General features: G+C 34.9%; 12 protein-coding genes. 10 read left to right on the forward strand and 2 right to left on the reverse strand.

From position 1 onward, the window contains the following. Nucleotides 1–349: 349 nt before the first annotated feature. Entirely contained in the window at nt 350–991 is a 642-nt protein-coding gene (locus NU08_RS20560; RefSeq protein ID WP_129748924.1) for a response regulator transcription factor, read from the reverse strand. 12 nt (nt 992–1,003) lie between these two features. Continuing rightward, nucleotides 1,004–3,196: a tetratricopeptide repeat-containing sensor histidine kinase gene (locus NU08_RS20565; RefSeq protein ID WP_129748925.1), complete on the reverse strand. Its 2,193-nt coding sequence runs from the start codon at nt 3,194–3,196 to the stop codon at nt 1,004–1,006. Between the two features lie 290 nt (nt 3,197–3,486). Here NU08_RS20565 and NU08_RS20570 point away from each other — a divergent pair, with 290 nt between their 5' ends. The 10 genes from NU08_RS20570 (at nt 3,487) to NU08_RS20615 (ending at nt 16,765) form a co-directional block, all read left to right on the forward strand. Further along, nucleotides 3,487–3,933, forward strand: a complete 447-nt coding sequence (locus NU08_RS20570; protein WP_129748926.1) for a PepSY-like domain-containing protein — start codon at nt 3,487–3,489, stop codon at nt 3,931–3,933. 140 nt (nt 3,934–4,073) lie between these two features. After that, the gene (locus tag NU08_RS20575; RefSeq protein ID WP_129748927.1) at nt 4,074–5,102 is read left to right on the forward strand and encodes a LacI family DNA-binding transcriptional regulator; all 1,029 of its coding nucleotides are present in this window, start codon (nt 4,074–4,076) and stop codon (nt 5,100–5,102) included. 265 nt (nt 5,103–5,367) lie between these two features. Next, nucleotides 5,368–7,521 carry an alpha-glucuronidase family glycosyl hydrolase gene (locus NU08_RS20580; RefSeq protein ID WP_129748928.1) on the forward strand — a complete coding sequence of 718 codons (2,154 nt, stop codon included), beginning with the start codon at nt 5,368–5,370 and terminating at the stop codon, nt 7,519–7,521. 162 nt (nt 7,522–7,683) lie between these two features. Continuing rightward, a complete protein-coding gene (locus NU08_RS20585; RefSeq protein WP_091498139.1) occupies nt 7,684–8,421 on the forward strand; it encodes an SDR family NAD(P)-dependent oxidoreductase in 738 nt (245 codons plus the stop codon). A 259-nt stretch (nt 8,422–8,680) separates the two neighbouring features. After that, nucleotides 8,681–9,844 carry a mannonate dehydratase gene (uxuA, locus tag NU08_RS20590; RefSeq protein WP_129748953.1) on the forward strand — a complete coding sequence of 388 codons (1,164 nt, stop codon included), beginning with the start codon at nt 8,681–8,683 and terminating at the stop codon, nt 9,842–9,844. Nucleotides 9,845–9,882: 38 nt separating this feature from the next. Then, complete coding sequence (locus tag NU08_RS20595) at nt 9,883–10,992, forward strand: endo-1,4-beta-xylanase (protein ID WP_129748929.1); 1,110 nt, start codon at nt 9,883–9,885, stop codon at nt 10,990–10,992. A 258-nt stretch (nt 10,993–11,250) separates the two neighbouring features. Beyond that, complete coding sequence (locus NU08_RS20600; RefSeq protein ID WP_129748930.1) at nt 11,251–12,684, forward strand: MFS transporter; 1,434 nt, start codon at nt 11,251–11,253, stop codon at nt 12,682–12,684. A 22-nt stretch (nt 12,685–12,706) separates the two neighbouring features. After that, complete coding sequence (locus NU08_RS20605) at nt 12,707–13,741, forward strand: glycoside hydrolase family 43 protein (RefSeq protein ID WP_129748931.1); 1,035 nt, start codon at nt 12,707–12,709, stop codon at nt 13,739–13,741. 532 nt (nt 13,742–14,273) lie between these two features. After that, nucleotides 14,274–15,281 carry a GntR family transcriptional regulator gene (locus NU08_RS20610; RefSeq protein WP_129748932.1) on the forward strand — a complete coding sequence of 336 codons (1,008 nt, stop codon included), beginning with the start codon at nt 14,274–14,276 and terminating at the stop codon, nt 15,279–15,281. Nucleotides 15,282–15,283: 2 nt separating this feature from the next. Next, nucleotides 15,284–16,765, forward strand: coding sequence for a xylulokinase (locus NU08_RS20615; protein ID WP_129748933.1), 1,482 nt, complete (start codon nt 15,284–15,286; stop codon nt 16,763–16,765). Nucleotides 16,766–16,773 lie beyond the last annotated feature (8 nt).

The raw sequence follows: 16,773 nt of genomic DNA on the forward strand, positions 1-16,773 counted from the left end.
CATGTGGGAGAGTATGTCGTCGCCTTTCTTTTGAAAACCCCGTTTCGTTGGAAACGGGGTTTTCTGTTTTTATATGGTTTTGGAATGCTAAACTTAAACGGAAGTATAAAATCTAGTAAAAATCACTATTTATAGTGATTTAAAAGAACAAGAATAGGAGTACTTTTGTATTAAATTGTCATGTAAACGAGGTGTATCAAACTATATTTTTGGAGAATTAAATTGATGTTATCATGCAATTTTAATTTGATTAAAATCAGATTCTTATTACTTGCTCGAATAATTAGTATAAGCATTGGGGAGCTTTACTTTTGTTCGAGCTTAGTAATATAGTTTAGTCAGATATAATTTAATCAACTAAACCATTTTCGACTGCGTATTTTACAAGACCCGCCGTATTTTTAGCATTTAGTTTAGACAATAAATTACGGCGGTGCGTATTTACGGTATTTAAACTAATAAACGTTTTTTCGGCAATTTCTGCCGTATTATACTCATGTGCAATCAGCACCAGAATTTCTTTTTCTCTCGAACTGAGTTCGGTTAAATTTGAAACCTGTTTTTCAATTCGAGAACTATTCGAAAGGTGCTTTTCTTCCAACTCTTCCGCAAAATAATTTTCTCCCGAAGCAATTGTATTAATAGCCTTTAAAAGCTCTACTTTTTCAGCATTTTTCAACAAATATCCATTCACCCCAATTCGAATTAGTCTCGAAATAACCATCACATTGCTGTGTGTGCTTACAATCAATATTTTGACATTTGGATACTGTTTTTTGAGGATTTTACTCAATTCAATTCCGTCCATTTCAGGCATGCTGATATCCAAGATAATAAAATCAACAATTCCCTTTTTAACGATTTCGAGCGCTTCAATTCCGTTTACCGCTTTGTCAATAACGGTAATATTAGGTTCCTGTTCCAAAAGAGCAATAATTCCCTGAAGAAACATCGTATGATCGTCGGCAATAAGTAAGTTAACTGGGTTCATTCAACAAATATATTAGTTGCTTTTCAATTCATCAAGCTGATTTTTCAAATCAATTCCTTTAATTTTCGGTTTAATTTTCGGTTCTGCAATCGGAATTTCTATATTAAAAATAGAACCTCTTTTTAGTTTCGAATCAATTGCAAAAGAGCCATTTAGTTTTTTGATGCGGTTCTCGAGATTAATAAAACCAATTCCTTTAGAATAGTTTTTCGTTTCAAAACCAATTCCATTATCTTCAAACATAACATTAAATATATTTTCAATATAGTTCAGCTGGATTTCCACTTCCGAAGCCTTTGCATGTTTAATCGTATTCGTTAAAAGTTCCTGGATAATTTTGAAAACCTCAATCTGAATATTTTCATCCAGTTCATTAATTTCTTTCTTCGGAAATGGAATATACGAAATCTTGATTTTGCTTGCTTCACTGATATTTTTCAAATACGATTCGAGAACTTCTAAAAAATTATTCTGGCTGAATTTCTTTGGAAGAAGTGTATGTGATAAATTTCGAACCTGCTGATACGTTTCATCCAATTGAAGACTGATTCTTTGAATAGTAGAAAAATCAGAAGCATTCAAATGATTGACTTGTAGTTTTATAGCAGCTAAATTTCCGCCAATACTATCGTGCAATTCCTGCGAAATTCGCTTTCTTTCCTTGTCTTGTCCGCTTATCGAAGCTTTTATCAGTTCTAATTCCTGTTCTTTTAGAATGCCATCAATTTTTTGTGAACTGATTTCTGCTTGTTTGATATTAAGTAAACGCTGAACTTTAAATCGTTTATAATACTGAAACAAAAGGCCCATTATCGGAATAAGTAAAACCAGAAAAGCAATAACGGTAAACCATCGCATTTTTTTCTGCTGATTGATTTCTAAAGCCTTCAATTGCTGATCTTTCTTTAAAAGAGCAATTTCATTTCTTTTTTTGTTCGATGAATTCTGAAACGCCAGAATTGTATTTTCGTTATTTTTCTTCGAAATTTCCTCTTGCAGAATCATGTTTTTTATGGCCTCTTCCTGATTGGCAAGCGTCAGTTTTCTAGCTTCGTTTTCAAACTTTAAAGTTTCGATTTCTTTTTGTTTTTGTGCCGTTTTGTATTTGACTTCTAACTCATTAATCTCTTTTATTTTCTGAAGATTATTGATAGAATCTTTTATGTGTGTCGATTTTTCAAAAAATGAATAAGCACTTTTATAATCGTCCTGAAGAATAGCGATTTTTCTCAATTCATCATAAATATAACTCTGATTTTGAAGTAGACCAAAATGAACAGATTTCTTAAGCGCTTCAGAAAATATCAGTTTAGCTTCGTTGTATTTTTTCAAAGAAATATAAGTATCTCCAATACTGCTGCGGGAAACAATAGACAGTTGGTTTAGTTCGCTTTTATCAGCAATAGCAAGTGCTTCCTGAAACATTTTTAAAGCTTCCTGAGATTTATTTTGCAGTTGATAATTCTCTCCGAGACCTAGTAAAACAATAACTCGTCCCTGATTATTATTGGTTTTTTCGCAGAGTACTTTTCCTTTTTTATAAAAAATATTGGCATTGTCGTAATCTTTCAGCTTCGAATAAATGTCTCCAATATTGATATAACTTCCTAAGATAATTTCGTTGTCATCTTTATATTCCAAACATTGTTTGAACAATTCCAGTGCATTGTCATAATCGCCCAATTCACTGTATGTTTGTGCCAAACCGTGCGTGTGGGTATAATAAAGATTTGTTTCGTTGTATTTTTGAGAAGCTTCAATACCTTTTAAGTGCCATTTTTTACTTTCATTCAGCAAACCTCTTTTTTTATAATTGATGGCCAGCAAATTATAGCCAAGTGAAAAAAGCCTGCTTTTTAATGAATCGTTTACAGCAGTATTAAATTTTAGAGCCTGGTGAGTATAATAAATAGAAGAATCTATAATGGCTCTTTTATTGAAATAATAAGCCAGAAGCAGATTAGTTCTTGCAAGAGCTCTATTGTCCGCAGTCCCTGATTTTAGAATAGAATGTGCTTTTTTGTAAGCCTTTTTCTCTTCGCCTTTATTGTACAAATCATAAAGGGCCAGTGTATTTTTATCCTCTTTAATTTTTAGAGGATTTCTGGAAACAAAATTCTTCTTTTTCGTTTCAATCTGAGCTTGCAGACCAAACGATAAAAAGATGAAAATCAATAAATATAATCTTCCTGACCAGATCGCCATACGCTTTTGGTTTGTATCCTAAATAAAAAATAGAATAGTTTTTAAAGTCTTGTAAACTTGGGATTTAAGAAGCCAATTAATTCTTGGCTTGGAGGTAAAAGTACTACAAAACAATCAAAATAATATTTCTAAAAATAAAATTATTAAGCAAAGTTGTGATATTAACCGTTTTTAAAACCTTTGGTAATCAGATTTTTAAGTGTGATTAAAACTCTAAAACTTTCTTAAAATCATTTGAATGCATTTTTGGTTGTAGTAAATTAGTGAGACTACATTTAAAAAATCAAATTATGAATACGAAGATATTTTTAGCCATAGCATTGTTTATTATAACAATCTCGGCCAGCGCGCAGAAGAAAATCGAAGTAACCGAATTGCCAAAACCGGCACAGGAATTTCTAAAGAAGCATTTTAACCATACTTCGGTAGAAAAAGCTCAAAAAGATCCTGAACATGGAGAAAAAGGTTATGAAGTAAAACTGAAAGACGGAACAGAGGTGGAGTTCTGGAAAGACGGTTCGTACCGTGAAGTTGATGGCGAAGATAACCCAATTCCAACCGATTTTATTCCAGATAATATTAAGGCTTATGTAGCCAAAAATCATCCGAACGAAAAAATAACGCACATCGACTATGGACACAAAGATCTCGATGTCGATCTGACTAATAAAATTGATTTAGAGTTTACCAAAGAAGGTAAAATTCTAAAAGACAAAAAGAACAATGTTCAAAAATAAAGGATCAGGACAGAAATTAATATTCCTAACCAACTGCTATTTATAAGACGGTTGGTTGGGAATATTTTGTCTAATCTCAGTTTTTCTAAAGAACATCTTGAGGGAAAATAGCTTATATTTACATCTTTATTTTTTATTTCATGGAAGAAAATAAACATGTAACGATTTATGACATTGCCGAGAGACTTAATCTGGCAACATCTACTATTTCACGAGCTTTAAAAGATCATCACACGATAAGTGATAAGACGATTAAGAAAGTGAAAAAAACTGCTGAAGAAATGGGTTTTGTCCCAAATACTTTAGCAGCAGGTTTACGTGGCAACAAAACTAGGACAATTGGTGTTTTGATTCCTACCGTTACACAGCCCTTTTTGTCTTCTTTAATTAGCGGAATCGAAATCACAGCTCAAAAATCGGATTATACGGTAATCATTATGCAGTCGCATGATTCGTATGAAGAAGAAGTGAATATGGCGAAATCTTTGTACTCAAATCGCGTAAGCGGCGTAATTTGTTCTCTAGCGATGGAAACTAGAGATACGGCTCATTTTCATCAGTTTTCCAACAATAATATTCCGTTGGTTTTTGTCGACAGGGTTCCAAAAGGTTATAATACTTTCAGGGTAGTAATTGACAATTATACAGCAGGTTACAAAGCAACCAAACATCTCATTGAACAAGGTTGTATTCGTATTGCACATTTTACAGCTGGTTCTGAATTAGGGAATCTGTATAACGAAAGAAAAAGAGGTTATATAGAAGCCTTAAAAGATCATAATATCGAAATTGAGGAAGAACTGATTATCAATCTAAATTCTGTTACTTACGAAGACGGTGTTAAAGCTAGTAATGCTTTATTCGATTTAAAGCCACTTCCAGACGGATTGTTTGCGCCAGGAGATATTTTGGCTGTAAGCGCTGTTCAAACTGCTAAAAAACGCGGTATTAAAGTACCCGAAGAATTCAAAGTTATTGGTTTTAATAATGATCCAATTTCGCAGATTATAGATCCGAATTTATCGACTATTACGCATCCAGCTGAAAAAATGGGAAAGGCGGCGGCTGAAATTATCATTAAAAATTTAAAATCGTCTAAAAATGACGATGCTAAAGAAATCACTTTTTTAAATACAGAAGTACTCGCAAGAGAATCTACTCAGAAATAAAGCTAAAAAATTTTTTAACATACCATAGAGCAGGATAGTTTTTATAATTATCCTGCTTTTATTTGTTATATAAATTATTTTTTTAGAAAAAAAAGTAGCTAAAATTTTTTTCTTACATAACAATCCTATATTTTTACGCAACCGATTGCAATTGTTGTTTTATTTCGAATAATATATTTTTTGAATTAAAATTTTATCAAATGCTCTAAACAAGAAATAAAATATTGTTGTTTAAAAAAAGATTTTAAAAGAATAAAATTAACCAATGACTTTACTAAGATTTGTTTTTCTGTTTTTTCTGATTTCCTTTTCAGCTTCAGCACAAAAGGATTATAAACTTTGGCTTCAGTATAATGCCGTTACCAATTCTGGAATGGCTTCAGAATACAAAAACAATATTAAAGGAATCGCAATATTAGGAAATTCTGAAACCATAAAAATTGCTGAAAAAGAACTGAAAACGGCATTTTTGACCATGTTGGGAAATATTCCTGAAATTAAATCAGAAGTAAAAGGAGAGAATAATATTATTGTAGGTTCACAGTCAAATTTAAATGCAGAAATTAAAAATGAACTGCAGTCTGATTTTGATAAAATAAATAATGAAGGTTTTATCATAAGATCTTTTTCCCTTAAGAATAAAAGACAAATTGTTATTACGGGAAAAAATGATGTTGCCGTTTTATACGGAGTTTTTAATTTCTTGAGAATACTGCAGACGAATAAATCGATTAAAAACTTAAATATTGCTGATTCTCCTAAGACCAATATCAGAATCCTAAATCACTGGGATAATCTGGATAGAACTATCGAACGTGGTTACGCTGGATTTTCTCTTTGGAACTGGCAGAAATTGCCTGATTTTATCGATCAGCGCTATATTGATTATGCCAGAGCGAATGCTTCAATCGGAATTAACGGTACGGTTTTAACGAATGTAAATGCAAACGCTTTAATTCTTACTCCGCAATATTTAGAGAAAGTAGAAGCTTTGGCCAATGTTTTCAGGCCTTATGGAATAAAAGTGTATTTAACTGCAAGATTTTCGGCGCCTATTGAAATTGGGAAGCTAAAGACTGCCGATCCAAAAGATCCTGAAGTGATGAATTGGTGGAAAAACAAGTCGGCAGAAATTTATAAGCGAATTCCAGATTTTGGCGGATTTTTGGTAAAAGCCAATTCAGAAGGTCAACCAGGGCCTCAAAATTACGGAAGAGATCATGTCGATGGAGCTAATATGCTGGCCGATGCTGTTGCGCCTTTTGGCGGAGTAGTTATGTGGAGAGCATTTGTCTATTCTGAACATGACGCGAACGATCGTGCCAAACAGGCTTATGCTGAATTTCAGCCTTACGATGGAAAATTCAGGGAAAATGTAATTGTTCAGGTCAAAAACGGAGCCATCGATTTTCAACCACGAGAACCATTTCATCCATTATTTGGAGCAATGCCAAAAACGCCTTTAATGATGGAATTTCAAATTACACAGGAATATTTAGGTTTCAGCACGCATTTGGTTTTCCTTCCTAAATTATTTCAGGAAGTTCTGGAATCCGATACTTATCAAAAAGGAAAAGGTTCAACCATCGCCAAAGTGATTGACGGCACTTTATATCAAAATAAACTAACAGGGATCGCAGGCGTTGCTAATATTGGAAACGACTTAAACTGGACAGGACATCCGTTTGCACAGGCCAATTGGTACGGTTTCGGAAGACTGGCGTGGAATCCGTATCTGGATTCAGAAACCATTGCCGACGAATGGTTAAGAAGTACTTTTTCTAATGATGAAAACTTCATCAAACCAGTAAAAAATGTCATGATAGAATCTCGTGAAGCCGTTGTCAATTATATGACACCACTTGGTCTGCATCATATCATGGACACGGGACATCATTATGGGCCAGGACCGTGGGTTTCCAATTTATCAAGACCAGAATGGAATCCGACCTATTATCATAAAGCAGATAAAAACGGGATTGGTTTTGACAGATCGAAATCGGGAACCAATGCCGTTTCGCAATACGCACCAGAAGTCGCAAATCTCTTTGATAACTTAGAAACCTGTCCTGAAAAAGACCTTTTGTGGTTTCATCATGTTTCGTGGGATTATAAACTAAAAAATGGTCAAACGCTTTGGAATGGTCTGGCGCTAAAATATCAGGAAGGCGTAAATCAGGTCAAAGAGATGCAGGAGATTTGGAAGAAAACGGAAAAATATATCGACAGCGAACGTTTTAAAGAAGTCGAAATGTTATTGGAAATTCAGTATAAAGAAGCAAAATGGTGGCGCGATGCTTGTTTGCTGTATTTTCAGCAATTTTCAGGAAAAGAACTTCCTCCTAGTGTAGAAAAACCAACGCAGACTTTAGAGCATTTCAAATCATTAAAATTCCCTTTTGCACCGGGGAATGGATAAATAAATAATTGTAACGCGGATGATACGGATTCGCTATAGCGAAGACACGGAAAAAAGACGGATTTTTTCCATTTAAAATAAGAATAAAAAATCCGTATATATCAGCGTTTTCGCTATAGCGAATCCGTGTCATCAGCGTTCAAAAAATGTATAATAAAAATTATGAGCAAAAAAACGGCAATTGTAACCGGAGGAAATTCGGGATTAGGTTTTGCAACCGCAAAAAAACTTTGTGACAACGGAATCACAACTTATATAATCGGAAGATCAAAAGAAAAAACAGAAGAAGCCTGCAAAGAAATTGGTGAAAATGCTGTTCCTGTCATCTTTGATCTAAATAATCTAGCCGGAATTCCCGAAATGATCGCAAGTATTACGAAGAATGGGCCAGTAGATATTTTGGTTAACAATGCAGGCATCAATATGAAAAAAGAAATTCCAGATGTAACTGACGAAGATTTTCTTTCGATAATTCATACCAATTTATTGAGCGTTTTTGCTGTGAGCAGGGAAGTGATAAAAAACATGAAAGAAAATGGAGGAGGAAGCATCATCAATATAAGTTCTATGGCATCACAATACGGAATCCCAAAAGTTATTGCGTATTCGTCAAGCAAAGGCGCAATCGAAGCCATGACTCGTGCTATGGCAGTTGAATTGGCACAGTTTGGTATTCGTGCGAATTGTATTGCTCCAGGATTCATTAAAACCAAAATGTCTTCGACGGCACTTGACAACGATCCAGAAAGAAAAAATAAAGTATTAGGAAGAACACCAATGGGGTATTTAGGAGAACCATCAGATATTGCAGACGCGGTATATTATTTCGCTTTAAGCGAATCAAAATATACTACTGGTACAGTATTGCCAGTTGATGGTGGAAATAGTATTGGTTTTTAATTGTGAAAATGTCACAAAGGCGCTAAGGCCTAAAGGTTTTCTTTAGAGTTTTTCTATCATTAAGGTATTAAGAAAATTAAGCAAAACTTTGAACTCAATCGTTATGATAAAAAGGAAATTAAGGCGTGACTTTATGGACTTAAACCTAAAGAAAAAAGGATAATTAAAGGCTTAGCTTTATGAACTTAATACCTTAATGGTAGAAAAAAAACTTTGTGCCTTAGCGCCTTAGTGGCAAAAAAAAAGAAGTATGATTAAAATGCAGCAAACCATGCGTTGGTTTGGACCTCAAGACAACGTAAAACTTATCGATATTAAGCAAGCTGGTGCTACGGGAATTGTAACCGCATTGCATCAAATTCCTGTTGGCGAGATTTGGACGGTTGAAGAAATTCAGGAAAGACAGCTGATGATTAGAAATGAAGGGTTGGAATGGACTGTAGTTGAAAGTCTACCTGTTCATGAAGAAATCAAACGAGCTTCGGGAAATTATCAGCAATACATTGAAAATTATAAAATCAGTTTGCAAAATCTGGCAGAATGCGGAATCAAAACCATAACCTACAATTTCATGCCGATTCTGGATTGGGTGCGAACCAATCATAATTTTATAAACGAAGACAAAAGCAGAGCTTTGTTATACGATCAGGATGCTTTTACTTATTTTGATGTTTTTCTCTTGAAAAGACCAAATTCAGAAAATGATTATTCTGATGCTCAAAAAGAAAAAGCACTGCAATTTGGAAGTCAGTTATCTGAAGAAGAAAAAGCATTATTGTTTAAAAATGTTTTATTAGGACTGCCAGGAAGTACAATCAATTTTACAGCAGAACAGATTTTATCTCTTTTAGAAAATTATGCCGAAATAGACAATCAAAAATTAAGAGAAAACCTGATTTATTTCTTATCAGAAGTAACTCCAATTGCGGATAAAAATGGGCAAAAATTAGCTATTCATCCAGACGATCCGCCATTTTCGGTTTTAGGTCTTCCAAGAATTGTTTCAACAGAAGCCGATCTGAAAGCTATTTTCAGCGCCGTTCCTTCAACTGCCAACGGATTATGTTATTGCACAGGTTCTTTGAGCGCTGATCCCAAAAATAATCTCGAAAAAATAATAGACGATTTTGGAGATAGAATTCATTTTTTGCATCTGAGAAACACTATCCGCGAAAGCGAAACCATTTTTAGGGAATCTGAGCATTTAAATGGAAATGTCAGAATGGAAGTTGTTATAGAGAAATTACTACTATTAATAAACGAAAGAAAAATAAGTCTTCCTATGCGCCCAGATCATGGTTTTCTTCATAAAGTGGATGAAAAAACAGAAACTTACCCTGGTTATTCTCTCACAGGAAGATTAAAAGGTTTGGCTGAATTAAGAGGTCTTGAAATGGGAATTGCTTATAAATTGAATTTGTAAAATCAAATAAAAAATATTAACTATTTAAACCCAAAGACATGAAATTTATTAAACCTTATTTATTTGCCTTTACAGCTCTAGTATCTATCAGCTGTACATCGCAGAAAGAAAATCTTACTTTAAAAGATGCCTATAAAAATGATTTTTATATAGGAACCGCTCTTGATTTAAATCAGATCAATGAAAAAAATGCAAAAGAAGATTCTCTGATCCGAAAAGAATTTAATGCGATTACGGCAGAAAATATCATGAAATCAATGTTTACCCATCCGCAGAAAGATAAATACGATTTTACTCTGGCAGATAAATTTATAGCCTATGGTGAGAAGAATAAAATGTTTATTCATGGGCATACTTTGATTTGGCACAGCCAATTAGCGCCTTGGATGGAAAAAATTGCTGATAGTACAGAGATGAAAGCGTTTATGAAAGATCATATAACAACGATAGTTTCCAAATACAAGGGAAGAATTAACTCGTGGGACGTTGTAAATGAAGCTCTAAACGAAGATGGAACCTTGAGAAAATCAGTTTTTTTGAAAACACTCGGAGAGAAATATTTGGCTGATGCTTTCAAACTCGCAGCAAAAGCCGATCCGAAAGTTGATCTATATTACAACGATTATAATATTGAAGAACCTGCAAAAAGAGCTGGAGCGATTGCCTTAATCAAGAAAATTAAAGCAGCAGGCGGAAAAATTGATGGAGTTGGAATTCAGGGGCACTGGCGATTAAATAGTCCGTCAATAGAAGAAATAGAAAAAAGCATTTTAGAATATTCGGCTTTAGGACTTAAAGTCGCTTTTACAGAATTGGATATTACCGTTTTGCCAAATCCATGGGATTTGAAAGGTGCAGATGTAAATCAGAAATTTGAAGGAAGCGAAAAAATGAATCCGTATCCAAAAGCATTGCCAGATTCTATCCAAAACAAACTTGCAGAACGTTATGCGTCGATTTTTAAATTATTTTTAAAGCATAAAGACAAAATAAGCCGTGTAACATTTTGGGGCGTTCATGATGGACAATCTTGGTTAAACGACTGGCCGATCAAAGGAAGAACCAATTATCCGCTTCCATTTGATAAAGATTTAAGACATAAAAAAGCTTATGACAGCATAATAAAGCTGAAAGAAACTAAAAAATAATACCCAAAACACGTAAATTTTGATGAATTGTCTAACAATCGGTTGTGAAATAGAAAAATACATAAATAAAGCAAACTAAATTTGCAGTATATATTTTTTTGTATAATTTTACACAACCGATTGTTTTGATTGAAATTTGCTTTTCTGTAAAGTTTTTAAAACCTTGTAGGTATGTTTGAGAAGTATTTTGAAACAATTGAAAGCCACAAGGTTTTGGAAACCTTGCAGGACGAGAACTAACTAACCACAAAACCACCAATGAGTAACATTTCACAAAAACTATCCATCAAAGAAAAAATTGGATACAGTTTAGGAGACTTAGCAGCTAATCTAGTTTTTCAGACTTTGATGACCTATCTAGCGTATTTTTACACTGATATTTATGGATTATCGCCAACAGATTCTTCTATCATCATGCTGATTGTTGGATTAATAGCAGCTTTTATTTTTAATCCGATTATTGGGGTTTTGGCAGACAGAACGAGCACCAAATGGGGAAAATTTAGACCTTGGATTTTAATAACTGCTATTCCGCTTGGAGTGGTGGCTTTATTAGCTTTTTCAACTCCTGATTTCTCCTATAAAGGAAAAGTGATCTATGCTGTTGTAACCTATACCTTGCTGCTACTTTTTTATGCAGGAAACAATTTGCCGTATTCTGCTTTAAGTGGTGTGATTACAGGAGATATGGGTGAAAGGAACAGTATGTCGTCGTATCGTTTTGTTGCGGTGATGTTTGCACAGTTTTTTGTTCAGGTTTTTATGCTTGGCATTATAAAAAGTGCTGGGAACGGAGATAAGGCTGTCGGAATCGAAAAAGTTATGACTGCTTTGGCGATTATCGGAACCATCATGCTTTTAATTACATTTTTAACCACCAAAGAAAGAATCATTCCGAAGCCAGAACAAAAATCAAGCATAAAAGAAGATTTAAGCGATTTAGTTAAAAACAGACCTTGGATAATTATGCTTTCTTTGACGACTTTGGTATTTGTGACTTTGGCGATGAAAGGCGGTTCGTATGTGTATTATTTTGAGAATTATGTAGATAAAGAGCAATTGGCCGTTTTTATCGAGCCCATTTTAGATTTTCTAACTAACATAGGATTGAACCATTTTGGGAATGATCCTGTTTCGGCAGGTTTTGGATTATTTAATGCGGGCGGAATTATCTTTATGATTGTCGGAATTACGTTGTCTAAAAATCTGGCAGATAAATACGGAAAAAGAAATGTTTTTGGTGTGTTCTTATTCATATCAACCTTATTTATTATTGCTTTTTATTTTTATCCGCCAGCGTCAATTGGATTAATATTTTTCTCTCAGATCCTGCACGGATTTTTCTACGGAATCACAATCCCAATTCTTTGGGCAATGATTGCCGACGTAGCCGATTATTCAGAATGGCTGAACAATCGCCGTGCAACTGCCATTATATTTTCTGCCATGATGGTCGGACTAAAAACAGGGTTGAGTGTTGGAGGTGCGTTAACCACTTTGTTTTTAGGGTATTTTGATTACGTTCCGAATACACCTCAACAGTCTCAAACTGCCATAAACGGAATTAAATTACTGGTGAGCATTTTTCCAGCAATTCCTTTTTTGATTGGAGCTGGATTACTGTTTTTCTATAAGATCAACAAGGAAATGGAAGTACAGATTGAAACTGAGCTTAAAGAAAGAAGAAGTTAATTATTAAAAGAAAAATATCCCTATGCCTGAAGACAGCATTGAACACATTAATTTTGAAGAAATCAATAATCAGGCTATTTCGAAGCCTTTAGTATCCCATATCTACACTGCCGATCCATCGGCGCATGTATTCAACGGGAAGATTTACATTTATCCGTCGCATGACATTGATGCTGGAATTCCGTTCAATGACAACGGCGACCATTTCGGAATGGAAGACTACCATGTTTTTTCTATGGAAGACATTTCATCGGAAGCTGTTGACAATGGCGTTGCGCTCCACGTTGATGATGTTGCCTGGGCCGAAAAGCAGATGTGGGCGCCAGATGCGGCGCATAAAAACGGAAAGTATTACTTGTATTTTCCAGCCAAACGCGCCAGCGGAATTTTCCAGATTGGCGTTGCTGTTTCAGATTCTCCCGTAGGGCCTTTTGTTCCTGAAAGAGATGCCATAAAAGGCAGCTACAGCATTGATCCTGCGGTTTTTGAAGACGAAGACGGGAAACATTACATCTATTTTGGCGGAATCTGGGGCGGACAGCTTCAGAAATACCGAAATAATAAATACGATCAGAATAACGAAGAGCCTTTGGCTGAAGAGAAAGCTCTGGGACCAATTGTAGCTTTGTTAAGAGACGATATGCTTGAGTTTGCAGAAGAGCCAAAAGAAATCAAGATTTTGGATGAAAAAGGAAATGAGATTTTGGCAGGCGATAATGCGCGCCGTTTTTTTGAAGCTTCGTGGGTTCATAAGTACAATGGAAAATACTATTTCTCGTATTCAACAGGAGACACGCATTTCATCTGTTATGCAATCGGAGACAGTCCGTATGGGCCTTTTACTTATCAGGGAAGGATTCTGAATCCGGTTATCGGGTGGACATCGCACCATTCTATTTGTGAAGTGGAAGGCGAGTGGTATTTGTTTTATCATGATTCGAGCCTTTCAAAAGGAGTGACGCATCTTCGAAGCATGAAAGTGACGAAGATAGATTATTTGGAAGACGGTTCTATTGTTACGATTGATCCGTATGGAATAAGAAGATTATTTGATTAAGATTTTTGTAAAAAATTTAAGAAAAAATACAATCGGTTGTGCTGCTTGAAGTTTTGTTTTTTATTTCTCTCAAAAGAGTTTGTCATTCCGAGGAACGAGGAATCACACGCGGGATTCGATAAAGATTGGCTTTATTCTGTACGGAGCTTCTAGTGTGATTCCTCGTTCCTCGGAATGACAAACTGGGCGGATAAATCGGTGATAATAATCTTTGCGTTCTTCGTGTCCCCGATAACTATTTGAATCGCGAATTTTGCGGTAAATTATATTGCTGAAGCTTTTTAAAAAAAAATAATGTTACGTTCATTTCTTCTGAAACCGTTACGTGTGAGGGATAGAAGTGGAAAGCCCGGAGCCTGACGAAGGAAGTGCGAGGACTTGCAACGGATAGCCTCCCGATAGTTATCGGGACAAGCACACGCCCGAAATATTAGATTAAAAGGGCTTAAAAAAATAACAATTTTAATCTAAAAAATAATTTTTTGTAAAATATTTTTAGCTACTTTAGCATAACAGAACGGAACAGAACGGTATGCTAAAAGAAGAAGAAAAATTTGAATTTATAATCAATCACGAAAGTGATATTCCGAAGTACCAGCAGTTGGTTGACGGGATTACGAATGCTATTGCGGAAAATATTTTGCAAAAGGGAGATTTATTGCCTTCTGTTAATGTAATCTGCAAAACCTATCAGCTTTCGAGAGACACGGTTTTTAAGGCGTATTCGATTTTGAAAGACCAAAAAGTAATTGATTCTGTGCCGAATAAAGGTTATTATGTGGCAGGTGAAACAAGAAAAGTTCTTTTGGTTTTGGATACGTTTAAGGCTTATAAAGAGGTTTTGTATCATTCGTTTGTGAACAATCTGCCAGATAATGTGATTACTGATGTGCAGTTTCATCATTATAATATTGATGTTTTTAAAACGATCATCAATAACGGAATCGGGAAGTATTATAAATATGTGGTGATGAATTTTGATCACCGAGATATTGCTCCAGCGTTATCAGCAATTGCAAGCGATAAATTGCTTTTGATTGATTGGAATATTCAGGCCGATAAAACGAATAATTACATTTTTCAGGATTTCGGGAAAGCTTTTTATGAGTCTTTGACGGAGGCTGTTGATTTGTTTAAAAAGTATAAAAAGATACAATTTGTATATCCTGATTTTACGAATCATCCGTGGGAAACGGTGGAGTTTTTTAAGAAATTTTGTGCTGATTTTGGTTTTGAACACGAAGTGATTACAGATCCTAAAAAGTTCAATATTGAAAAAGGAATTGCCTACATCAGCGTAAGCGACAGGATTTTAGGGCACTTTTTAGAGCAGTGCAAAGAGAAAGATTACGAACCGGGAAAAGATGTTGGCTTTTTATCGTACAACGAAACCCCGATGAAGAAATTTATATACAAAGGAATTTCGGTTGTTTCGACCGATTTTAAAGAAATGGGAACCAAAGCAGCGGCATTTATTACGCATGACGAAGAAACGAAGTGTTATGTGCCGACAAAATTAATAATAAGAGAATCATTGTAAGTATGTATTATATCGGATATGATATTGGAAGTTCTTCTGTGAAAGCAGCAATTGTTGAAGCAGAAACGGGTAAAAAAGTAATCGTTTTGAATGAACCTCAGAACGAAATGGAAATTCTTTCGATTCACCCAGACTGGGCAGAACAAGATCCTGAAATCTGGTGGCAACACATTTGTACGGCAACTAAAAGAGCGATAAAAGAAGCAAATGTTGATGCCTCTAAAATTCAAGGAATTGGTATCTCGTACCAAATGCACGGATTGGTGATTGTTGATAACAATGGTAAAGCGCTTCGAAATTCAATTATTTGGTGCGACAGTCGTGCAGTTGAAATTGGAAATAAGGCTTTCGCTGAAATTGGAGAAGAGAAATGCATGTCGCATTTATTGAATTCGCCAGGAAATTTTACCGCTTCTAAATTGAAATGGGTTAAAGAAAATGAACCAGGAATTTACAATAAAATTGCTAAATACATGCTTCCTGGAGATTATATCGCTTTGAAATTGACAGGCGAAGTAACGACGACCAAAAATGGTTTGTCTGAAGGAATGCTTTGGGATTATAAAGAAAATAAAGTAGCCGATTGGCTTTTGGAATATTACGGAATTGATACAGGATTGACTCCGAAAATTGTAGAAAACTTTACAAATCAAGGTGTCGTTACAGAAAAAGCTGCTGCAGAATCTGGATTGCCAGCTGGAATTCCGATTGTTTATAGAGCAGGAGATCAGCCAAATAATGCACTTTCATTAAATGTATTGAATCCGGGAGAAGTGGCGGCTACGGGCGGAACTTCGGGCGTTTTTTATGCGGTTAGCGAAATGTCTTCTGGAAAAAGCACAAGAGTAAACAATTTCGTTCATGTAAACTATGAATTGGAAACGCCGAGAGTGGGTAAACTTTTGAATATTAACGGAGCAGGAATTCAGTACAGATGGCTTCGCAATAATATGGGGAACGAAAGTTATGAGGTAATGAATGAAAAAGCTTCTAATGTTGAAATTGGATCAGAAGGCGTTGTGGTGATTCCGTTTGGGAATGGTGCCGAGCGTATGTTTAACAATAAAACTATTGGAACACACTTTTTAAACCTCAACTTAAATATTCATAACAGTGCGCATCTGTTTAGAGCATCTCTTGAAGGAATCGCTTTTTCGTTTGTGTACGGAATGGAATGTTTAAAAGATGATAATGCAACGATTAATGTCATTAGAGCTGGAAATGATAATCTTTTCCGTTCGGAGATTTTCTCGAATACGGTGGCAACTTTAATTGGTCACGAAATTGAAATTTACAATACAACAGGAGCAGTTGGCGCAGCGAGAGCGGTTGGCTTAAAAGATGGAGATTACAGCAAATTTGGAGCTAACGTAAGTGACAACGATCACGTAATGACATTTTTGCCACTTCACAATAAAGAACCTTATGAAACTGCTTATAAAAAATGGAAACAAGAATTAGAATTAATATTAACAAATAAATAAAAAAATCA

The organism is Flavobacterium anhuiense, from assembly GCF_004151235.1.
GTDB classification, from domain to species: Bacteria; Bacteroidota; Bacteroidia; order Flavobacteriales; family Flavobacteriaceae; genus Flavobacterium; species Flavobacterium anhuiense_A.